Source organism: Pseudomonas sp. SWI36, from assembly GCF_002948105.1.
GTDB classification, from domain to species: Bacteria; Pseudomonadota; Gammaproteobacteria; order Pseudomonadales; family Pseudomonadaceae; genus Aquipseudomonas; species Aquipseudomonas alloputida.
In genome coordinates, this window is the sequence record NZ_CP026675.1 from 4,044,395 (window position 1) to 4,065,377 (window position 20,983).

Consider the following 20,983-nt stretch of genomic DNA (forward strand, 5'->3'; position numbering starts at 1 on the left):
GCCGGTTTCCTTGAGCAGCCAAGGGAGTGGTTTTGTCAATCCACCAGTTTCACGGGTACGTGAGGGAACGGGATCCAGGTGAGTTTGTTGTCCACGCTGAAATAGCACAGGATGTCGATCTGAAGAGAGACCGTGAACACGCCCAGCGCTGCCGGGGTTACCGAACCTACCGTCATGATCCCTGTTGCCGACGTTACCGGGGTCGCGTCTGTGACCACGACAGGACCGTTGCCTCCATCGTTACGCTTGCCGGTGATGTGCAGCCTGACGAACTGACTGGTATCCCTGAGTGGCCAGATGTTGAGGGTAAAGGTGGCTTGGGCTCCCATCCCAGTCAGGCTCAGTTCACCGCCCTGGATCGCCTCACACTGAGGTGCGGGCAGATTGTTGGGGGCTCGTACCGTCAGCGTGTGAAGCCCGGATGTATGAGTTGTGCCGCGACGGGTTACCGTGTAATACAGCGCAAGGCTACTGCCCATGCGTGCCGCAACGTTGGTTCTGGGGATGGGGCAGGCAATGTCGCCGGTAGCCACCTCGACGGGTGCGTCATAGGCGCCGTGTTCCCCCGGGTTTGCCCAGTAAACCCTCACGCTGTCAGCGGGCTCGAAGGGGTTACCCGCTTTTATGATGACGGTTGCGCCATTCGAGGCCCGAACCGGGTCCAGCGTGCTGCTGCTTCCCGTACTGCCCGTTTCCTTCAGGTAGGGTGTGGAGAAGTTCACGGGTAACGGAGTGGGTTTGGCGTCCAGCAGCACAATTTGCGACTGCAGCTCTGGCGTGCCCACATAATCCTGAACCGTGTACCGCGCATAGCGCAGGCCGTCAGCCATATCACGGATGTGCTTGCCTGGAATGATCACCTTCAGCGGTTTGTTGATGTCTTCCTGTGTTACGGGCCTGCTCCCCGCCTGGTGCATGCCGGAGGGGGAGGTGGACCAATACCAGGTCAGCACATCACCTACACGGATACCTGAATAAAGCGGCACAGTGGCCTCCAGTTCTTCATTGTGCTCCACCAGATAGGCGTCGGTGACACCGTTTTGGACCACCTCAGGGTCGAACACCAGCATGTTGTCCGCCGGTAGTTGAGGGGGCGTTCGGTCGATGGTGATGTGAAAGGGTAGTGAAGACGAATGGTTGCCGTTGTAGAGCTCCACATCATGAAACAAGGTATGTCTCCCCTCGCTGAGCAGCAGGTGTTGCGGTACATGGAGGAACAGGTCGTCCTCGGGTACCGGCGCTGTCCATGACTTTTGAGCGACTGCTGTATCGTCCCAGTACAGCGTCAGCGTTTCCTCATCCATTGCGGGATTGGAGTTCTTCCACATCTTGAACCTGACCTCAAGCGGCTGATGGGTTGCGCTGAAGCGCAGCAAGTGGGTTTCGCCACCCTCTAGGTCTGGTAGCAGCGCCGCGATCTCGGGTGGATCGAGTGGGTCTGCCTGAGTGGTCCGCCCCTTGAGCGAGGACCAGAGTGAACGGATCAGGGTAATCAATGGCATGGCTTGGTCTCCTGTCAAGGACAAGCATTGAGTGCTGATTTGTGCCCTGCGTGCGCCGGACGGCGCCGCAGGGTGCTGCAATCACCAGTTGTAACGGACGCCCACGCTCACCCCCCAAGGCTGTTCGAGCTGCTCGCCGTTGGCATAGTCGAACTCCGCATGTACCTGCCATTGCTGGTCCCAGGCTGCCACCACACCGGCGCCCAGTTCGGCGCGCGAGCCCGCCAGGTCATTGTCGAGGCTGTTGCCGTTCACCTTCACGCGGTTGTTGTTGACGAACTCGTGAGCCCCGGCAACCCGTACATAAGGCTGAATCATGCGGCCCTGGCCGTAGTCGAAGGTGCGCCCGGCAGTTGTACCCAGCTTGCCCTGCAGCGAGCGGGTGTCGTCACCGCTGGCCTGCAAGCCATTGGCCAGGTGATACGACTGACCTTCGATGGTCATGGCTGCCAGTTGGGCATAAGGCTCGATGAAGTAACCATCCTCCAGCTTGATATGCCGACCGGCCTCCAGTGACACCCCGATGCCGTGATTGCTGTAGTCGCCTTTGGTCTTGCTGCCATCACTCAACTGCACATCGGCACGGTTCTGGTAGCGGTTGACTTTTACAACGCCATCGAAGTAGTAGCCGTTTTGCGAGTCGAGCCAAGTGGTGTAGGCCCCCATGTGGTAGCTGTCGACCTTGCCCGAGCTGCCGCCCTGCAAGTTGAGGTCTGAGTTGCTGTAGCCCGCTGTGACCCCGACCAGCCAGTTGCCATCGCCGATTGGCAGGCGACCGTCGGCACCGAACGACAGCCCTTGTTGCTGCTGCTTGTAGCCGAAGCCGGAGGTAGAAGCGTTGAACTGGTTGCCATAGCTGCGCATCCAGCCACCCGCTGCGCCGTCGTTACGGCGTACCTCACCCATGCGGCTGCGCAAGGTGGTAAGTTCGCCATACCAGACGGTAGGGGCGGTATTGGCCAGTGCCAGGATGGTCTTGGTGCCATTACTGAGCGAGCGCATCGAGGCGTCCAGGTACCAGTCATTGCCGCGCTGGGTCAGGCCATAGGCGAAGGTGCCCAGGTCAACCGGGCCGCCCGCCAGCGAGAAGCTCGCATCGCCTGCGGCGGTATGCACCAGATGCAGTTCGGTGTCGGCCAGCGGGTCTTTGCCTGTGCTGGTCACGCGGATCTCATGGTTGCCGGTGGCGGTACCCGTCACCTCGAGCAGGTCGCTTTTGCCGTCGGCAAAGTCGGCGTTCATGATGAAGGTGCCGCTACCTTCCAGGTTGGCCACCTGCAAGGTGTAGAACTCGCCATTATCACCAAACGCCACTGCACCGCCGTCCAGCGCCAGGTCCTTGAGCTGTGCGTCGCCAGTCATGGTCCATTGGCCACCACTGTTCAAGGCCAGCAGGTCAAGGTTTTCCAGGCGGCCTTTGAGGGTTGCCTGGTTGGCCAAGGTCAGCTTGCCGCTGCCGCCTTCGGCGACGACGATATCGCCCTCCAGGGCGCTGGCGCTCACCACGATGTCGGCGGTGCCGACGGCGCCGACTTCCACCAGTGTGCCATTACCGGCCTTGAGGGTGGAGCCGTTCAATACCTTGATACTGGCACTCGCCGGTGCGTTCCCCGCCGTGGCGACGGCAATGGCAGAACCGTTCAGGCCCTCTACGTGGCTGGCATCCAGTACCACTGTGCTGGTTCCGGCGGGCTGGCCGCTGTCGCCACGCACGCGGAGGCCATCCTGGTCGCCGACGATGCGGCTGCCTGCAGTGGCCTGCAGGTTGCCATCGAACAGGTTGATCCCGGCACTGTTGGTGTTGGTACCAGTGACGTGGCTGGCTGACAGCGTCAGCAGGCTATTGTTGATGACTGCGCCCACCGCGCCGCCGCTGATGGTGCTGTCAAACGCGTCAACCTGTGCGCCGCTGCCTATGGACAGGCCCTGGAAGGCAGATGTCACGCGGCTGTTGCTGATAGTGGCCCCGGCCGCGCTGATGCGCAGGCCTGCGGCGTTGCCAGTGGCGTTTACCTGGCTACCATTGAGCACCAGCCTTGAGCCCTCCAGCACCCTGATGTCACGGGTAATGGCGCCGTTGGCCGTGAGGGTGGCGCCGTCCATTACCGTGTAGTTGTCAAGTGCTGCGCTGCCATCGATCGTTGTGTCATTCTTGATCGGTGTCTGGGCCCAGCTGTCCGGGCTGAGCAGGAGCGCAGGGGCGAATGTGGCTGCGCGCAGAACCTGGCGTAGGGGCAAGGGGGAGAATGCTGACATGCGAATACCTGTGTCTTGTCCAAGTCGGAACCGGCCAGCGCCTGTTGCAGGCTGGCCATTGGTGCCGAAGTCTATGGATTTAGCGGACATTTCCTGTAGGAAAAGCCTGATTAGGCTTGCGGCTTTTCCTATATATGAGCGCGGGCTACCTTGCCAGCCCGTCCATGGGCGCCCCGTTCATGGAATCGGACAGGTGCCTGATCCTGTGCCCAGGCTGACCACTGCTTCGGCTGTTTTCGATGTGACGGTTTCTCCCCCGTGCTGGAAGCTGTACTGCACGCGGCCGCGACCATCCGCACCAAGACCAGCGGGGTCATAGATACTGAGGATGTGGGGATCGTAGGGTTTGACTTCCCAATAAAAGCCCGCAGCCGCTTCTGCTGCGCTGATTGTGCGGGGATGGGTCAATCTGGCTGCCGGGATCTCATTATCCCCGGTGTAGCCACCCCATCCAGTCCATGTCAGGGTTACCTCACCGCCATTGGGCAGGTACTGATTCAGCGGTGGCACGAACACCTTGAACGCAGGGTCGCCAGTTGGGTTCAGTGGGTCTTCCCAAAGGGATTCACAGTTGAGGAATCTACTATTGTAAAGGCGTTGAAACTCGGGAGCCTCCGGCTCGATGACAACGGCGTTGGCATTGACCACTGCAGTAGGCGAATTTTGCTCGTTACCTGCCCCGGTCGCTTTGCGGATGGTGTAGTGCACCGGTAGCGTGGGGTTATTGCTGGCATTAAGTATGTAGGTCCAGGGAAGCGGTCGCTCGATATCTGCAGGGTCGCTTAAATCGACATCGTACCTGGCCTCGGTGACCAGCGTGCCGGCCCAATAGAATTCCATGATGTCAGTATCTTTGGCATCGTCATGACGTTTGACCTTGAATGTGGCCTCCTCGCCGGTATCACTCCGATCCAGCACGTTTTCCTGTTGGGAGTTCTTGCCCCAGACCGCGGGGGCGTCGAGTTTGCTGTTGATGGGGTCTGGCCAAGTGGGGTCGGGGTCGGGACGCTCGGGGCCTGCGACAGAGAAATCAACCTTGAGCTGGGTGCTTTCTGGGCCATAGGGAACGCCATGGCGCAGTACACGATAACTGACATCGGTCTCTAGTTCGGTATCTGCGGCGCCATAGGCTTCACGCAGGCGATCGTGGGGGACACTGATGGAAAGCGGCAGCTCACGCGAGCCGATCTCTTCGGTGAAAGGTTTGGAGGTGCCCCAGGTGACCTCGACAATGTCGCTTCTTCGGTAGTTGGTATAGTCGACTTCAACCGTGACGCCTGCCTGCGCATCGGCCAGGTCGATCAAGCCATCACCTTGGGCGAGGGGTACTACTGGCGCTTGCAGCGCGGTGGGTAATGACCCAAGGTTTACATAAACCTCCGCGATCTTGGAGATGCGGCTGCGGTTGGTGGCTTTATCCAACAGGATATAAACAATGTAGAAGTGACCGTCACTCAGCCTTTCTATGTCGGCCTTGGTTATTAGTAGTTCCCGGTTCGCGGGTAGTGGGCCATAACCAATGGCGGGTGGTATTTGCCCCTCAACCGGAACGGTGTCAGAGTAATAAAGTGCGTAAGTATCCTTTACGTCCTGGTCAGTATAAGGCGGTAATGTTACTGTCAGGCCGGTTGGGTTGGTGCCGAAAAAAGCGTCTGTCACCACGTTTCCATTGAGTGCCGCTGCTTCAGGTTCAACAGCATCCCACGGCGGTGTTTTATCGAATATCAGATCGATTGCGGGAGAGTATTCTGGCGTAGGCGTATTGTACCTGTCGATTCTATAGCGCAGTTGGCGCTTGCCGTCATGGGGGTAATCAGCTTTGGGTATCTGCAGCGTCGTAGGGAATACACTGTCCTTATCGTATTGGGCGCTGGCGCCAACTTCCAGAAAGTCACCGACACCCTGCCCGTCAACGATAGCCATTTCCAGTTGCAATGTGTCCTTGTCACCCAGGATTGGGTCGGGCAGGTTTAGCCATTCCTGTATGACCACATCAAGGTCCGCATCGAGGACGTCCTTGTTCAAGGTCCCGTCCGCTGGGTCGACTATCCCTTGAACTTCAGGGGGCGCCAGGGCATCGACCTGCTGCGCCGCCAACCTGGCAACACGCTGCTTTTGATAGTCAAGACGTGCCTTTGCTGCAAGTAGACGTGCCGAGTCATTACTCATGCGAAGTGCTCCCATACACATCACGATAAGGAGGGGCCGGGTTGGCCTGCTACCGGTTGTTGGTGAGAGAAGGCTAGCGTGGAGTGGAAGTTGTGGATACTGGTAAAAATGCTAGGTGGGGCGATGAGAAGAATAAGAAAATAAAAAGCCAGCCCAGTTTAGGCTGCAGCCCAGGATTAGGGTTGCAGGTACTTGCTGGGCCGGCGTTTTAGGTGGTATCTATTTGTGATTTAAGATGGAGTTGTTTTAGTTTTAAACAAGCACTAGTGGATCGTATCGCTCGGTCAGCGGTGAGGCATGCGAGAAAAACGATTAAAAATTGGGTATCTGGCTATAAAGTTCTTACGTAAAAACTGAGTATTATAAGCACCAGTTGCACCACCAGTTGCACCACCAGCAGCGTCGTCTACATTCTCAGCTACCTCCTGCACTACCCCCAGTGGTGATACATTAACCGCTTTGCTGCCAGAGAAAGCCAACTTGCCCACACTGTATGTCACTCGTGCAATTGCCGTGGAGGCAGCTGCTATACCCAGAATCATTGCCGCCGTTCCCGCAGCCTCATCGTTGTTGATGACTGAAACTGCCTGCGCTGCGGTACCGCCAAGGGACAGCCCTGCAAAGAGGGTGTTCATGAGCGCTGCTTTAATGGAGGTAGCTGCAACCTTGACCAGTACTTTTTGCAGGAAGCTGGCGGTACCTGCTCTGACGGCCAGGGTAGCAGCGCTCATCCCGGCTTTCGCGGCAGCGCCGAGTGCCCCTACCGCAGCCAGTGACGCACCTGCGGTAAAAACTGCTGCGACGGTAAGCACTACCCCAAGGCCCAACATGATCCAGTTCAATGTGCCGCCACCAGGCTTCCTGCGCCCCAGCCAGTTCGGGTCATCTTCGTCAGGGCGCCGCGGTCTGCCACCGTCGCCCGTGGCAGTCAAGCCGCTGGGGTCGCGCAAGGCGATCGGGTTGTTCAGGCAGTAGGTATAGGGGTTCAGTTCACCGGTGTCGAACACGCTACGCGGATCGGGGCTGTTGAAGCGCCTAAGCCCCGGATTATAGGCGCGCACGCCCCGCCCCAGCAGGTACCAGTCACTGCCTTCATCCAGTGCCTCACCGTTGAAGCCCAAGTTGCTGTGGACAGGCACCGTGACGTGCCGCTGACCGTAGGCGCTATAGCGTATGTCGCGAACCGCGCCAGCTTCGCATTCGGCGATGACACTGTGGCTGGAATCGGTTTGCAGCAACAACGTTCTGGCGGGGGCATCGCTTTGCTGGGCCAGTGGTATATCGGCATGGAAGCTAAATCGTGTGTAGTTGCCGTCCTGGATGGCCAGACTCAGCCGGTTCTCGTCGAACCACAGTTGCCTTGGCGAGCCACTGGCTGCCTGGCTGGTCAGTAGTTGCCCTTCACCGTCGTATTGATATTGGCTTTGGCCTCTGATTTGCAACAACTGGCTTTCTTCGTCGTACTCCAGCACGCGGCCATGCTGGTCGACCGTCAGGTTACCATTGGCATCATGGGAGAATGTGAAGGTTTCTGGCGTACTGCCGCTCGTGGAGAGCGTCAACGATTTCAGCAGGAAACGGTCGTCTTTGTTGTATTCATACGTCGCAATCTCACTGGTGCCGTCATCAAAGCGGGTGATGCAAACACGAATATTGTCAATGCTGTCGTAATCGAATGCCTGTTGGCGGGGCGTGCGGCCTGCCTCGTCTTTGGGGATCTCGCGGCCGCTGTATTCGACCGTGCTCAGTCGCCCCAGCCGGTCGTAGCGGAATGCTTCCTCGAGCACAACATCATCAGGCCCGGGCCCGTCGCGCAATACGCGGCTTTCGAGCAAATTGTCCTTGCCCCACACCTGAGTCAACGTAGGCAAAGGCCTTGTGTCTAGCTGCTGGGTGCGCTTGATTTCACGCCCGTGGTCGTCGTACTCAAGAGATGTGGTCAGTGTGCTGTTGCTAACTGTGTCGGTGCTGGTTAGGGATATCAGTCTGCCCAGGCCGTTGTAGCCGAAGGATGCCAGCAGGTTGCCTTGGCGTGTTGCCGTGATGAGCCCTTTCTCGTCGTATTCATGGACGGCAGTCATGCCCCCGGCATCTTTGCTCGATGTCAGGCGGTTGTGGAAGGTGCTGACATACTCGGCCGTGCGCGGCACATCGCCTGCCGTTTCGAGGGTTTCGCCGGTCAACTGATCATGCGCATTGTAGTGATAGACCCGTTTGCCGTTGGCACCGCGCGACTCCTTCATCCTGGCTGTGATCGGGTCATAAATGTACTCGTCGCCTTTTTCGTCAGCATTCACGCGCATTTGGGTAGGAAAAGGGGAGAGCGCCAGGTCGTACTCGTAGCTGATGGTATCGCGTGCGCCGGTGATCATGGCCGCTGGTTTCGATTGGCCGGGTTTGTACCGCAACTCCTCGGTGCGCTTGCCAATGGTGCGCGAAGTCACCTTGCCTACCCCGTTATAGCACTGGCTGCCCACCTCGAAGGGAGGGTCGGACTCGCGGTTGGAAAAGGCGGTGATACTGGTCGACCATTCGGCGTCCGTGTGGTGGGCATAACGATGCTCGATACGCGTTTCGGTTGGCCGCGTGCTGGCACTCAAGCGGCCGAACGGGTCGTATTCGAATGTTGTCTCATACTGGCGTTCATCGATTTTGCTCACGCATCGGCCAAGGCCGTCGTAGTGCATCACCTGTTCCGCCTCGATCATATCGTCAGGGCTCAGGCGTTCTATCCGTACCTCCTTCTCGAACGCATTGCTCCAGGTCCTGACCTTCTCGCTTTTCTCCGTTTGCTGCGCCACCTGCAACCATGTGGTCTTGCACACGTTCCTGTTTTGATCTTCCACGGTGGGGTCGAAAAGCGTGTGTTCCTGAACGTTGTCGTGGCGGATCACCACACTGCGCCCTTCCCAGTTGTCGTACAGGTATCGCTGGGCCAGGAACGGCACGTCGGCAGGGAAGGGTTTGCCCTCCAGCCAGTCGTACTGCCTGTCTTCAATTTCGCGTCCCCAGGCGTCGTGCACCAGTTCCTGGACCTGGAACAAAGCGTTGGGCCTTGTCGGGTCTATATGGCTCGCCAGCACCTGGTGCACGCGGCCCAAACCATCGAACCGCGTTTCAGTGATCACGGATGTAGGTGAGGTATAGCGCTGGCTCGCCTGCTCACCCTCTTCGGCACAAAGCGCATACTCATTACTGCGCACGGCTTCGCTGGCGCCACCCCCTGCCACGACTTCAAAGATCTTGCGGTGCAGTTTGTCGGTGACGATGCGTCTCTCTACCCTGTCCTCGTCGGTGCTCAGCACCAGTTCGCCAGAGAACAGTGAGTGCCCTTCGCTGGTCTGCATGCTGGCCTGGTCATGCCCCACGGTGTCATGCACCGTTTTCAGCACGGTAATTGGAGCCAAATCATGCAAACGCTCGTCGCGCATCTTGTCCCAATCGAGCGTCTCGAACTGGTAGGCATAGTCAACAGTGCTTTCCAGCATTTCAGGCTGGCCCGGCTCGCCAAAGGCGGGGTTCGGGAAGCCCGTGGTGCGTTTTTGCAGGCGACCATGTTGCAATGGCTCTGCCTGTTGCACTTCTTCATTTTCCTGCTCGTGATAGTCATAGGCCGTGACTTTCAGTGTGCGATCGTTGTGGCTCAGTGTTTCGCTATGAAGGGCACACCAGCTTTCCTGCCCGGTCGCTTCGCTGCTGCTGGCCAGTACTTTGATTTGATTGTACGTATGCGTCGTGACCAGTGTTGGGGCGTTTCCACCGTGCCCAGCCGCCGGTGTCACGGTTTTCGTGTGTAGGTCGCACACAAAGTTTTCAGCATTGCCTGGGTAACCCGCATCCCCATTCCGGTACCAACGGTTTGTCTCCACGACGCCGGTCGCTGCTTGCTGCATCAACACATTTCCGTGATCGTCGTACTCGGCCCTGATGGTTTCCACGTGTTGACGGCCGCTATCGCGCAGCCGCCAACGGGTTTCGATCTTGATCGGGTACTGACAGGCGTTCACTTGCTCCTCGAAGCGCCCGGGCTTCAGGTTATACGTCGTGATTTTCTCTTCAATGAAATTGCCGATGACTTCAGTGTTGTCGGCGTTCAGCTTGGTGCCCCGATACACAGCTTCACGGGTGTTCAGGTGAAACTTGTTGAACTCTCGGACGGTGCTGCGTACGGGCCTTTCATCCACCCAGAGTGTCTCTGTGGTGGCATAGTCATAGTCGATATCCTTGCGGAACAGGTTGTCCAGGCCATCGTCTATCCACTCCAGTGGTGCATTGCCACCCAGGAAGTTGTGACCGTTGCTGGAATAGGTGTAACGCGTGTCGATCGGGGGTTGCTTATTGCCTGGGTGCTGCACATGCCGGGTTACTCGAGGCAGCGGGTCCAGGCCCGAACCGATCGGGAACTCGTGGCCGTAATCATCGTATTTCAGTTCTTCGAAACCGCCCGCAGGGGTGTACACCGTGCTGATGCAATCGACATTCCTGACGCGGATATAGGAAAAACGCCAGCTCGCCTGGTTGTCGGTGGGCAATTCGATGCGGGTTACCCGGTTGTCGGTGCCCAACACCATGGTATAGGTGGCGTTTCCCGTGTCAGTTGGCATCCTCAACTGCACATCTCTGTTGCGAACGGCCTCCAGCAGCGTGACGCCGCGCATGTCGGTGATCTTGGTCAACATCGGGAAGCCGTTATGGGTGCCGTATTCCAGGTTCAGCCAATGCCCCTGGCGGCTGAAGATGCGGGTCGGCACCGCCCTGCCATTCGCGCTTGAACCTTTTCGCTCGAGCACTTCCACCATGCCGGAGCGGTGCACCACCCGCCAGCGGTCTTCAGCGTCCTCGTAAAGGTGGAACGTGTCGATCTTTTTCTCCGACATCGTCAACTGGTTGGTAGTGCCAACACGGCCGTCGGCTTTGAACGTTTCGCCATTGGCCAGAGAAATGATCCTGCGTTTCTGGGCAGGGTCGAACTCGGTGGTGGGCAGGCTCCAGCCCCTGCCAAAGCCGCGGTCCTGCGTGTTCAGTTGGCTGTAGCGTAGGTTCAATTCGATTTCAGGCGCCAACAGGTCACTGCCGTAAAACGCGGACAGGGCGATTTGAAAGGAATAAAGGCCCGTTCGCGAGTCAACACCGCTCTGCATGTGATTGAAAAAATTGAAGGCATTGGAATTGATACTGGATTCGGTGGCCATGATGAAGAGCGCTCCGGGTGAGAGGTACGGGATGCATAAGCACGGACACTAGCAAACGGCATAACCGTTGCCACCTGTTAAAAGTGCTAGTTTCGGCAAGTCAGGCCAAGGTGTAAAAAATCCCCATCGAGATCAGCAGTTAAAACCAGTGCTGATCAAAGCAATTAATACGGTGGGGATTAGTGAATGAAACTTCGCAAGCGGCATGGCGAGCAATCAGAGGGCTTATTGGCTTCAACTGCGGCGCTGCCGCGCCCCGAGATTCCGTTATTGAAGGGTGATTCGCTGAGCCTTGAGGACTTAGGGGCTGAAGCGCTGAAAACGTACATCAAGTACCCAGGAATAGACCTGGGGCATTTCGTCGCTCCGCGCTTTTTCGGGTGTGGCGCACTGGGGGAAATTCACGACCGTGACCCAAACCCGCTACCTGTGACTGATCTGGAGCCTGATGGCAGTTTCTTGATTGAAATAGATAATGGCCTGCTGCAAGGCCTGAACAAGGGCTATGCGTTCTATTCATACGCGCGAACCGATATTCGGGGTAACGTCATACCAGGCCCTGCCCTGGAAGAGTCATCCAGCCGGCTGTTTTTTTACATCAACAAGCAAGTTGAGCCTGCTCTGATGTTGCCGCCGCCGCACTTCATGGACAGTGACGGTCTTGTAATTGACCTCGCACGCTTGAAGGGGGATGGCCGTGTTGTGACCACCCATTATCCCTTCATGACAGCGGGTGATAACGTTGTGCTTTCATGGCGCGACGAATTAGGTAATTCCGAAGAATACACCAAAGAGTTGGCTGAGGGTTCTGATGAGCCATTGCTTTGGGTAATTGACGAAATCAAGTTTTTAATAGCCGGTGGGTGGTGCGAGCTGAGCTATACCGTCAACTATAAAGACGGTGGAAAAAGCCAGTCTCCGGTCCAGCGCTTCACCATCAAGCAAAACGCGGGGCAGTCGCCAAGTTTGCCCCCCCCGGTAATACCGGGGCACAGTGACGACTGGCTTGACCCGGCCAAGTATGGGGACGGCTTACCGGTTGAAGTGGATGATTACGGCATTCGACACGGTGATGAACTGCTGCTTACGGCTGTGAGCAAGAAGGTTAGCCGACACATGCTGCGTATAGACCGTTCAATTCTGGACAGCAAGCGTTTGCGTTTTCTTGTGCCGGCGCAATGGTTGCAAGAACACATCGGTGAAGCGGTAAAGCTGACTTGGCAATGGGCCAGGGTGGGCGGGGCGGCCGACTCCACACCCTTGGACCTTATCTTGAAGAAGCCGTTGGTTCTTAAACCACCGTTCAACCCGGATGCTACACAGCAAGAACCTGATCCGGGCGAGGAAGTTGATCCAGAGATGGTTTCATTCGCTTACATCAGCCCGAGTCTTTTGACGTTGGGGACAAAAATCCGGGTGCCGCAGGAGTCGGAGACCAATGATGGCAAGATAACCATGTACTGGGAGGGGTTTGGTACTACAGGTAAGTACCAAACCGATACACCGACCATAGGTAATCCCTGGGAGTTCCAGATTCCCCGTGCTGTGGTACCTGCCAATTTTGGCAAGCGGGTCAAAGTGTTTTATACCGTTAAAGATGCTGATGATGGCGAGCAGCGCTCACCTGCCTATGGCTTGAAAATTCAACCACTGACATCCGATGCTTTTCAAGCGGTTCAGTGCCCGGACTTTGCGACCTCGGACATTCCAGTGTCGCAGGTCATCGATAGTGTGACTTTTACTTTGAACAGTAATAGCTGGCATTTCTTCGCGCAGGGCCAGATTGTACGCGTTTATGTTACGGGGAAGTCAAAGCCGGGTGAGCCTTCCTTGCCAGATGAAGTGATACGCGATGACAAGCCGGTCTCTGCGGATGAATGGAAAGAGGGGTTGTTGCGAATGAGCCTGAGCAAGGAATATCTGTTGAAGCTCGAGGCGAATACCCCTTTCCATGTGTACGTAAAAGTCAGTTTCGATGAAGGTACAAGCTTTGTCCAAGGCCAGACTGCCGAGTTTAAGGTGGTGCCTTGAGTTCGAGGTCATATGGCAAGTTTTGGTTGCGAAGAGTCGTGATTGATAAGTATCAACGATCTGAGTTTTTATGAGGATAGAACCATGGCTGAATATAACTTTGAGCAACTGTATGCGTGGCTGAAAGAGGAGGAGCGCAGCCTGAACTGGGGAATGATTTCTTTCATGGACAGAGAGAAACTGAATCGTCTGCTGCTGCAGGTTTACATTCGTCGGTTCAAAACAGACTCTTACCTCAAGCCCTTGACCGGAAGTATCGAGAATGGCGCGGACCGGCGTTTTGCACTGAACCAGTTTACCCTGGATTGGCCGCGATTGGGCTTCCTGGGTGGTCACGCCAACGATTCCACCGCGCGCTTGACCACACAGATCATGTCGGGAACACAGTTGGGTCTGCGTAACGCAGCCGGGGAGTGGGAAGTTCGGGAAATACGCGAAACCAGTCCGCTGCTGGGGCCGGAACTTCACCTGAAACTGCTGTTGGCCAACGTGCCCGGTGTGGTGGGTGAAGAGGGGCGCGTGCGACTTGATTTGAAAGAAAGCTCCGATTTTAGCATCAACGTGTCAGACGATCCCGGTGAGCAACGGCTGGTGGGTGAGTGGTTCAAGCAAAAGTTTGACGGGCTGGAGGCCCCAGAACGTGTATTTACGCTTGGCCAGATAGAAGCAGGCGGTGATCCGTTACTGCGCGCCAAATCGTTTGCCTTGCGCACGCAGGCACGCATGCGGGACGCAGACGATGACGAAGGCGCGGTACTGGCCATGGTGCGCTTTGAAGGGGATGAAGAAGGGCACATCCCTGGCAATGATTTTCGCTACCTCCTTCCCAGCGACAGGCCCTATGACGCGACGGTGTTGTTTGGACCCACTCGAATCATGTTGGCGCAGTTGGTGCAGTCCCTGAAAACGATCGTGAGTAACGTCGAGTTTGATCTTCGTCACGACGAAGAGGGCAGGCTGATAGGGGCAGTTGCCAAGAATGGAGAAATGATCATTGAGGAGCAGACTCTAACGCACATGTTCTGGTCAGAGCCCATCCAGGGGATACCCCTGCTGGTGACCTTCATAGCTTACGTGCCGAAAATTGTTCTGAAACTTGGGCAAGAATTCGAGGTTTCGATAAATGGAAATAAGGTGGAAATCAAGTGGAAAATCGAGGGTGTACTAGGCATGATACCAGCTTACTTCAACGATCAAACGAATTTCATAAAGCGGATGCTGGACTCTGGATTCTTTGATTCTTCGGAGTTTTTTAGGTATACCGAGGATGATTTTAGCTACACATTTACAAGCACCTATGAGCTCGAGGATGTGGATGGAGGGCGCTTGAAGTTCGTTTCTCTGGAGGTGCTAGAACACAAGGCTGCAGCGCCTGTGCTCGGAGAAATTAAAGTAATAAAGCGGCCGCCAGTTGACTCGGAGGAAGCGTACTTTTTAGCCTTGCTGGATTTAATGCTTGCTCCGATAATTACCGTAATGTGGGCTTTGTTTCACAATTTCTTTAAGGGAATAGATGTCGAAGTTCCCAGTGTCGAGGGCATCTTGCGTGAGGCTTTCGAGAAAAACTTTAAGTTCACCAGCAACCTGCGGGAATTGGTCGATCAGACCATCAAGCTCAATTTTGGCAATGCCCTCATCGGTCAAGACCAATTCGCGCCACGTGATATCGCTTTCTTTGGCGCTGTCAATCCCACCGTAACCGCGTTCGCCATCGATCCCATGCAACATACCCTGGTGGCGGGAAGCGCGCCCTTGCAGTTCAACACGGTCCCGGCACACCCCGGCCTGATTCGCTGGACGTGCGAGCCTGTACTGGATTCTGTTTCCAACGGGCAGATCGGTTCGATCGATGAACATACCGGCTTGTACACACCGCCGGCTGCCTCGGACTTCGATGGCGACTTTGTACGGCTGCGTGTCAATGCGCGACACATAGACACCGACTTCAGCAGTTCGGCACTGATGACTGTCTTGAGGTCGGGTTTGCACATCAGTCCGCTCCTCTATGTGACACAGGTCAACAGCACGCCCCCCACGGTCAACTTGCGAGCCGGCTACCTGGGTGATGTCACGAACCTGAAGTGGGAGCCGCCTCAATACGGCCAGTTGACCGCCGACGGTAAGACTGCAGTTTATACCCCCCCTGCAGTGATGCCCCCCCTGGATGACTACCCTGACGAGTCTGCCTCTTTCGCGCTCGATAAAATTACGCTGAGTGATTCCACTGATGGGGAGACCGCGCGCGTCGCATTGGTAATCACCGAAGGCAATGCGGGGCTGCCAATGAAAATTACGCGTGAAGTGGATGTTGCGGCTGGAACTGTGCAATTGAAAGCCAAGGTGGGTAACGTTGAATTAACTCCGGATCAAGCCCAATGGAAAGTAGTGTACGGCTCGGGTGTCATCGACCCCATTACCGGTATCTATACCCATGATGCGTCCAGCAGTGATCCATTTGCTGTGATAACAGCAACGCATGATACGGTTTATTACGGAGTTTCCCACCAGTATGTGGTGCAAACTTTGCCCCCGGCGAGGCTGGAGGAGGCTGTGCGCGGCGTAGGTGCTTTCCAACTGCCCAAAGTATAAAGGAAGACTCGTCATGAGCATGAACAAACCGTCATTGCTGGGTGATTGGTTGGTCGATAACCCGGACCTGATGAAATGGGACAGTATTACGGGCGTGTGCCTGACCGCAGGCAATACCGCGCTTCGGCAAACCCATGCCACCCATCTAAGCCAGGGACACGAAATTGCAGGTTTATCTGGCCAGCTTGAAATTGACATGAGCGATATCGTTTACCACTTTGCAGGGTACCAGTTGTCAGGGCCACAAGTGGGTATTAAGCGCGCGAGTTACGAGAGCACCCGGTTGGAAATGGTGGCCAACTTGCATGGTGGAACCCTTGTCATGACCGAAGGCGGCAATAAAGTGCTCAGCCTATCCGAGCATGATGCGCTACAAGGCCTTGAGCTTAAACAACAAGCCAGCGCAGATTTCAAGAATGGCGCATTGGTGCTGGATGTGTCCAAAGGCGAAGACATGCGCCTTGCAGTGAGTGAGTACGACAGCGAACAACTGTTGGCGGGTGCCTGGTTGCGTCAGCAATTGCCAGTAGAGGCCGAAAAACTTGAGTACCCGCTGGTCAAGGGGTTGCAGGGGCAACCGGAGCTTGAATTGAGGGTTGCCCAGCTTGCCACACAGGCGGATGCCCAGGACAAGGGTGACACCTTGGTCGTGTTTGCTTCTTCGCAATATGGCAGTGCGGGGGACTTGCCCAATATCAATGGCGATTTCCCACGTCTGCTGCCAGACCCGCCTGGGCCAGAAGATGCGGTGCAGTTGCTCAGTTCACGTGTGCTACACCGTAATGCCTTCCTCGCTGGTTTCACCCAGCTGTTGGACGGGGGGCGTTTCAGCCACCGCAGTGAAGACGGGCGGCTTGTCGAGGTGGTTGCTGAAGCGGGCACCTTGCAGATACCGCCTACGAATTATGAGTCCCAAGGATATATCTTTGCCGCCAAGCCCTTCCAAATAGGGGCGGCAGGTGGGGTTGCAGCCACTTTCGAGCTGGACCTGATCACCTTGCAGTGGCATGGCGAGGCTACGATTGACTTCAGCTGCCTAGCCAAGGGTGAAGAGGTCCCTTCGGAGTTCAAGGCGGATTTTGCCCTGTCACTGCGACACCGTTTCTATTTGCTACCCAACATTGAAAACGATCAGGGCTTGCTGGAGGGGCAGTTTTTCTCCCCCTGGCCGGAAGCACAGGAAGCCCATGCCCGGCGCGGCCTTCCCGAGGGTGATGAATACGAGGAACTGCGCTTGCAGGCAGGGGACTTTGCGGCCTACGCGGTGAAGCGGGCAATCCTGCTGGCGATTGCGAAAAAACTCAACCCTGCAGCCCCGGAGCAGTGGATGGAAGCGCTGACAATCGGGGGTGGCCATACCATAAAGTTCAACCCTGCCGACCTGGCGTTTCCCGGTGCGCTGTTGGCTTCGGGTTCGCTGAGCCACGATGCTGCGTTTCGCATTCGCGATGACGATGTGAATGTGCTCGCGGGCGGCTTTCATGAATTCATAGTGGATAACCCGCAAAACGAGGCGCTGACCTGGACATTGGAAACCCTCCCTGGCGGGCCTTCCGACCCTGGCAGCTTCGTCGATGGCAAATTCCGGGCACCTCCTGCGCACACCTTGCAGAGGCGCTCGGGGCAAGTGCTGGTGATCGCCTCCAACGCGGCTGGCCAGAGAAGCGTTGCCGTCGTTACGGTGCTGCGCCAGCCACTGACGGTCAACCCCTTCATCACCGTGATGCAAGCCGGCACACAGCGCCTTTTGAATGCAGGGGTGCTGGACGAAGCGTCCCTCGACACCAAACCGCTGAAATGGACGATGGTCAATCCTGACCCTAAGTACAGCGGCGAGAAGGTGGAAGAAGACCAGGGGCGTCGTTGCCGCTACACGGCCAAGGCAGCCGATTCGAACGAAGAACAAACCTATTGGGTGGAATCGTTTGAGGTGGAGCTCGAAGAGCCCGCCGGCAAGCAGGCCGTACATGCGCTGGTCACCCTGCGGCAGCCCATGCTCAGGGTGACGTTGGCCACTGCACCCCAGCGCGATGGCAGCATGCAATTTGAGGCTTATGTAGGTTCGAACAAAGACCCGGTGGCCGCACAGTGGCGCCTGGCAGTGGGGACGGGGCAAATCGACCCTGACACCGGCCTGTACGTGCCCGCGCAGAGTGGGCCGCAATCCCCCGGCATTGTGGTGATTGCCTCCCATGAATCAGAGGGGTACGGGCTCTTTGAAGGGCACCTGGTCATGCCCTCGCAGCCCAGCCGCTTTACTGGCTTGTGCCAACAGATGCTGGCATCGAAGACGCGCTCGGTATGACCCACTCGCGTTCACTGACAGGAGAATGACATGTCAAACCCCATTTCCTATGTGTTGCAGCGGATGGACAAGCACAACATCACAGAAGGTTGGGGTGCCGTTGCGGCGTTCAGCCGCGCGCGCCTTAACGACGTGCTGCTCGAGCAATACAAACAGCGTTTTAGTGCGTTGAGTTTCGTTCCGCTGTTCAATGCAGATGTCGACCATGAAGACCATATCCGCACACGAAGTGTGTTGCGCAAGATCGAATTTGGCCCGCCGCTGCTTTCATTTGCCAATGCGTCGCTGGAGAACTCCACAGCACAGCTGACCTTCCCTATCCTGGCCGGGGTCTACAGGCGTCAATCGCCATTGGCAGAGAACCTGCAGACGCGCTTCATCATCGATGCGTCCATGGGTTATTCGCTGGTGATGAACGTCGACCTCAAGCTGGTGACCGGCGAGATCGACCGGCGCGGGAGGGTCTCGCTAGACCTGGCGGAGGCGTCCAGTTTCAGCTGCAACCTGGGGGGTGAAGACGAGCACCTCAATGGCCTGATCACTGCCGCCATGCAGGATTGGTTCAAACGGTTACCCGCGCACCAAGGCCAGTTCGAACTGGGCATGATTGACTTCTCAGGCTACTCGGCTTTGTCGCCCGTCAACTTCACTATCCTGACTCAGCCGGCGCCAGGCGCCAACGTCTTGGGGGCGGACAATTATGGCGACGGTGCGGTACTCACCTTCATTCAGTTGCGGGCAAATACGCAGCCAGGCCAGATACCAAAGTTGTTTCCCTACCTGATTCCCGATGACCTGGACGAAGACGGAAGCGAGCTTTATTCGGCAACCATCGTTGTGGACAAAGCCCTGCTAGGCCATGTGCGTGACGACAACCTGGATGTTCTGGCATCGATACTGTTCGGGACGTTGCACAAGTTCGAGGAGCGCGAACGGCATACCCCGCACGACCTCGCAGTATTTGGCAATATTGTCGCTGTACCCCCGTTATATACCATCGACTCGCCCACCACTACCGTGCCTGCGGGCGGATCAGTCAAGTTTACCCTGCGCGATCAGGCTGGGGAGGAGGTGCAAGCCAGCCAATGGTATGCCCGCAGCCGCCAGAGCCATTTGGCGGTGGGCGATGGTGAAATCGGCCCTGATGGTTTCTACCAGGCTGTTGGGCTTGAGGATATTGGCCATCACAGCCTGACAATCTTGATTACAGCCGAGCTTGATTCTGACGATGGTAAGAAAACGCATCGCGTGACCACCCAACTGATCGTGCAGTTCGAGCAGGTGCAGATCGCGCCGCGGGTGGGTGTGTTTGCAGCGCGCACGCCGATTGCACTGAGCGCGGCCATGCCGGGGGGCAATATCGAGTGGTCGCTGCTCGGAGAGCCGCGCGGTCAGCTTGCGCAGACCAACGGCCACCGAAATTCCTATACCGCCGAAAAGGCCGCCAGCCGGCGCCAGCTGACTGTCCAGCAAGTGCAAGCCACAGGCAGCCAGCAGCGTATGTCGACACTGGTCATGCTCAATGGTTTGCAATCGATGGTCATCGACCCTGTACGTGCAACCGGCCTGAAGCCAGGTGAGGTCGTGCCGCTGATAGAGCGAGACCCGGAATTACTGCCAGACGCACGTCGGCGCTGGAAACTGATCGGCCCGGGTACCCTGGATGGCGAAGGTAACTATATCGCCCCTTCAGGTGAAGAACAGGGCGCCAGTGTCGTGACCTGCGAGTTGGTGGAGAATGGCGTGGTGCTGGCGTCAGGCTACAGCTTGCTCGAATTTGGCGAAGCGCAATTGGTGGAAGAAGGCTCCTGGGTCAGGTTGACGAGCTATACCATCACCGTACCGGGAGGGACCGAGCAAGGTGCCAAGGGCGAACTGCTGAGGAACGGGTTCCAGTCTTTACGGCTGCAGGTAGTTATCGAAACCGAGCCTGTGGATGGCCAATACTACAAATTGACTGAAGACGAACGCGCCACCATCGGCTTGACCATCAAGCAAGATAAACAGGAAGTGGCTTCGCTGCCTGATCACAACAACCCCAGTGGCGGCTTGGATGCAGCTGACAAGAGGGAATGGGGTACCCGTCGCGTGGCTAACCGTTTTGATTTGGTGTATTCGCAATTGGCCGAGGCACTTCCTGCCAGAAACGAAGAGACGACAACCCGGCAGGATCTCTACCTTCATACCAAGGCGAGGGCGGGGCAGGCCACCACCTTCTACAGCATGTTCATGGCCGACACGGGGGGGACCTATAAATCCGATGATAACAGCGGCAGCGTGGGGGCCACGATTGAAGTAACGCCAAAATTACCTCCTGACTTCGGGGAACAACACTATTCTTGGACGCGCGTGCGCGTAGAAGGCAGTACGGGTCTCCCGAACGAACCCGGTGACCCGGCGTTCGATTATAATTTGGTTACGCAGGATTACTGGATACTCAAGTTGATTAACAGCCGCTTCGAAACCATCGAGTTTCTGGCGCGTAACGAATCAGACCCCCATATCAGCACTTCCATGATTCGTTGGGAGTCCCAAAACAAAAACGAGGTAATGTTAAGTTTTACCGGTTCTATCTTCCGGGACAGCGAAGCCAAGGACGCCGATAAATGGAAGTCGGGGGTGCCTAATAGCGTCCCGATCGACTTTGATGAGAACTTGTCAAAGCTCATGTCCGGCCGAGAGGAACTGAAAAGCACGGTATTTGACGATGCTTTTGAACAGGGCACTTTGGTAATCACTAATCATCGGGTGATGGATTTCCTCTACGTCGGGGGAGAGAACGCTACGCGTGATCAGCTTTCGAGATCCATAGTGGTTTTGCTACGGGATCGACAGGGTAATGCCCATTATCGGCGCTTCGCCTACAGAGGCGCCACTACGCTCGGTCATCGAAACTACATCGAACATACTTTGTTCACACCAGTTTAAGCGGATGGGCC

The 20,983-nt window shown here is 56.7% G+C and carries 8 protein-coding genes; 4 read left to right on the forward strand and 4 right to left on the reverse strand.

The features are described 5' to 3' along the window. Positions 1-35 precede the first annotated feature (35 nt). The 4 genes from C4Q27_RS19415 to C4Q27_RS19430 all read right to left on the reverse strand — a co-directional run bounded on the left by C4Q27_RS19415 (position 36) and on the right by C4Q27_RS19430 (position 11,119). Positions 36-1,502 carry a hypothetical protein gene (locus C4Q27_RS19415; RefSeq protein WP_104887211.1) on the reverse strand — a complete coding sequence of 489 codons (1,467 nt, stop codon included), beginning with the start codon at positions 1,500-1,502 and terminating at the stop codon, positions 36-38. An 81-nt stretch (positions 1,503-1,583) separates the two neighbouring features. Beyond that, positions 1,584-3,758 carry an autotransporter outer membrane beta-barrel domain-containing protein gene (locus C4Q27_RS19420; RefSeq protein ID WP_104887212.1) on the reverse strand — a complete coding sequence of 725 codons (2,175 nt, stop codon included), beginning with the start codon at positions 3,756-3,758 and terminating at the stop codon, positions 1,584-1,586. 177 nt (positions 3,759-3,935) lie between these two features. Next, positions 3,936-5,927 carry a hypothetical protein gene (locus C4Q27_RS19425; RefSeq protein ID WP_104887213.1) on the reverse strand — a complete coding sequence of 664 codons (1,992 nt, stop codon included), beginning with the start codon at positions 5,925-5,927 and terminating at the stop codon, positions 3,936-3,938. Positions 5,928-6,211: 284 nt separating this feature from the next. Further along, positions 6,212-11,119 carry an RHS repeat domain-containing protein gene (locus C4Q27_RS19430; RefSeq protein ID WP_104887214.1) on the reverse strand — a complete coding sequence of 1,636 codons (4,908 nt, stop codon included), beginning with the start codon at positions 11,117-11,119 and terminating at the stop codon, positions 6,212-6,214. A gap of 186 nt (positions 11,120-11,305) precedes the next feature. On the opposite strand from C4Q27_RS19430, the gene C4Q27_RS19435 reads away from it, so the two are divergent. From C4Q27_RS19435 to C4Q27_RS19450, 4 genes are all read left to right on the forward strand, one after another. Next, entirely contained in the window at positions 11,306-13,150 is a 1,845-nt protein-coding gene (locus tag C4Q27_RS19435; RefSeq protein ID WP_104887215.1) for a hypothetical protein, read from the forward strand. An 84-nt stretch (positions 13,151-13,234) separates the two neighbouring features. Beyond that, a complete protein-coding gene (locus tag C4Q27_RS19440) occupies positions 13,235-15,739 on the forward strand; it encodes a hypothetical protein (RefSeq protein WP_104887216.1) in 2,505 nt (834 codons plus the stop codon). Positions 15,740-15,752: 13 nt separating this feature from the next. Beyond that, on the forward strand, positions 15,753-18,044 hold the full coding sequence (locus C4Q27_RS19445; protein ID WP_104887217.1) for a hypothetical protein: 2,292 nt from the start codon (positions 15,753-15,755) through the stop codon (positions 18,042-18,044). A 30-nt stretch (positions 18,045-18,074) separates the two neighbouring features. Then, positions 18,075-20,972, forward strand: a complete 2,898-nt coding sequence (locus C4Q27_RS19450; protein ID WP_104887218.1) for a hypothetical protein — start codon at positions 18,075-18,077, stop codon at positions 20,970-20,972. The last annotated feature ends 11 nt before the right edge of the window (positions 20,973-20,983 follow it).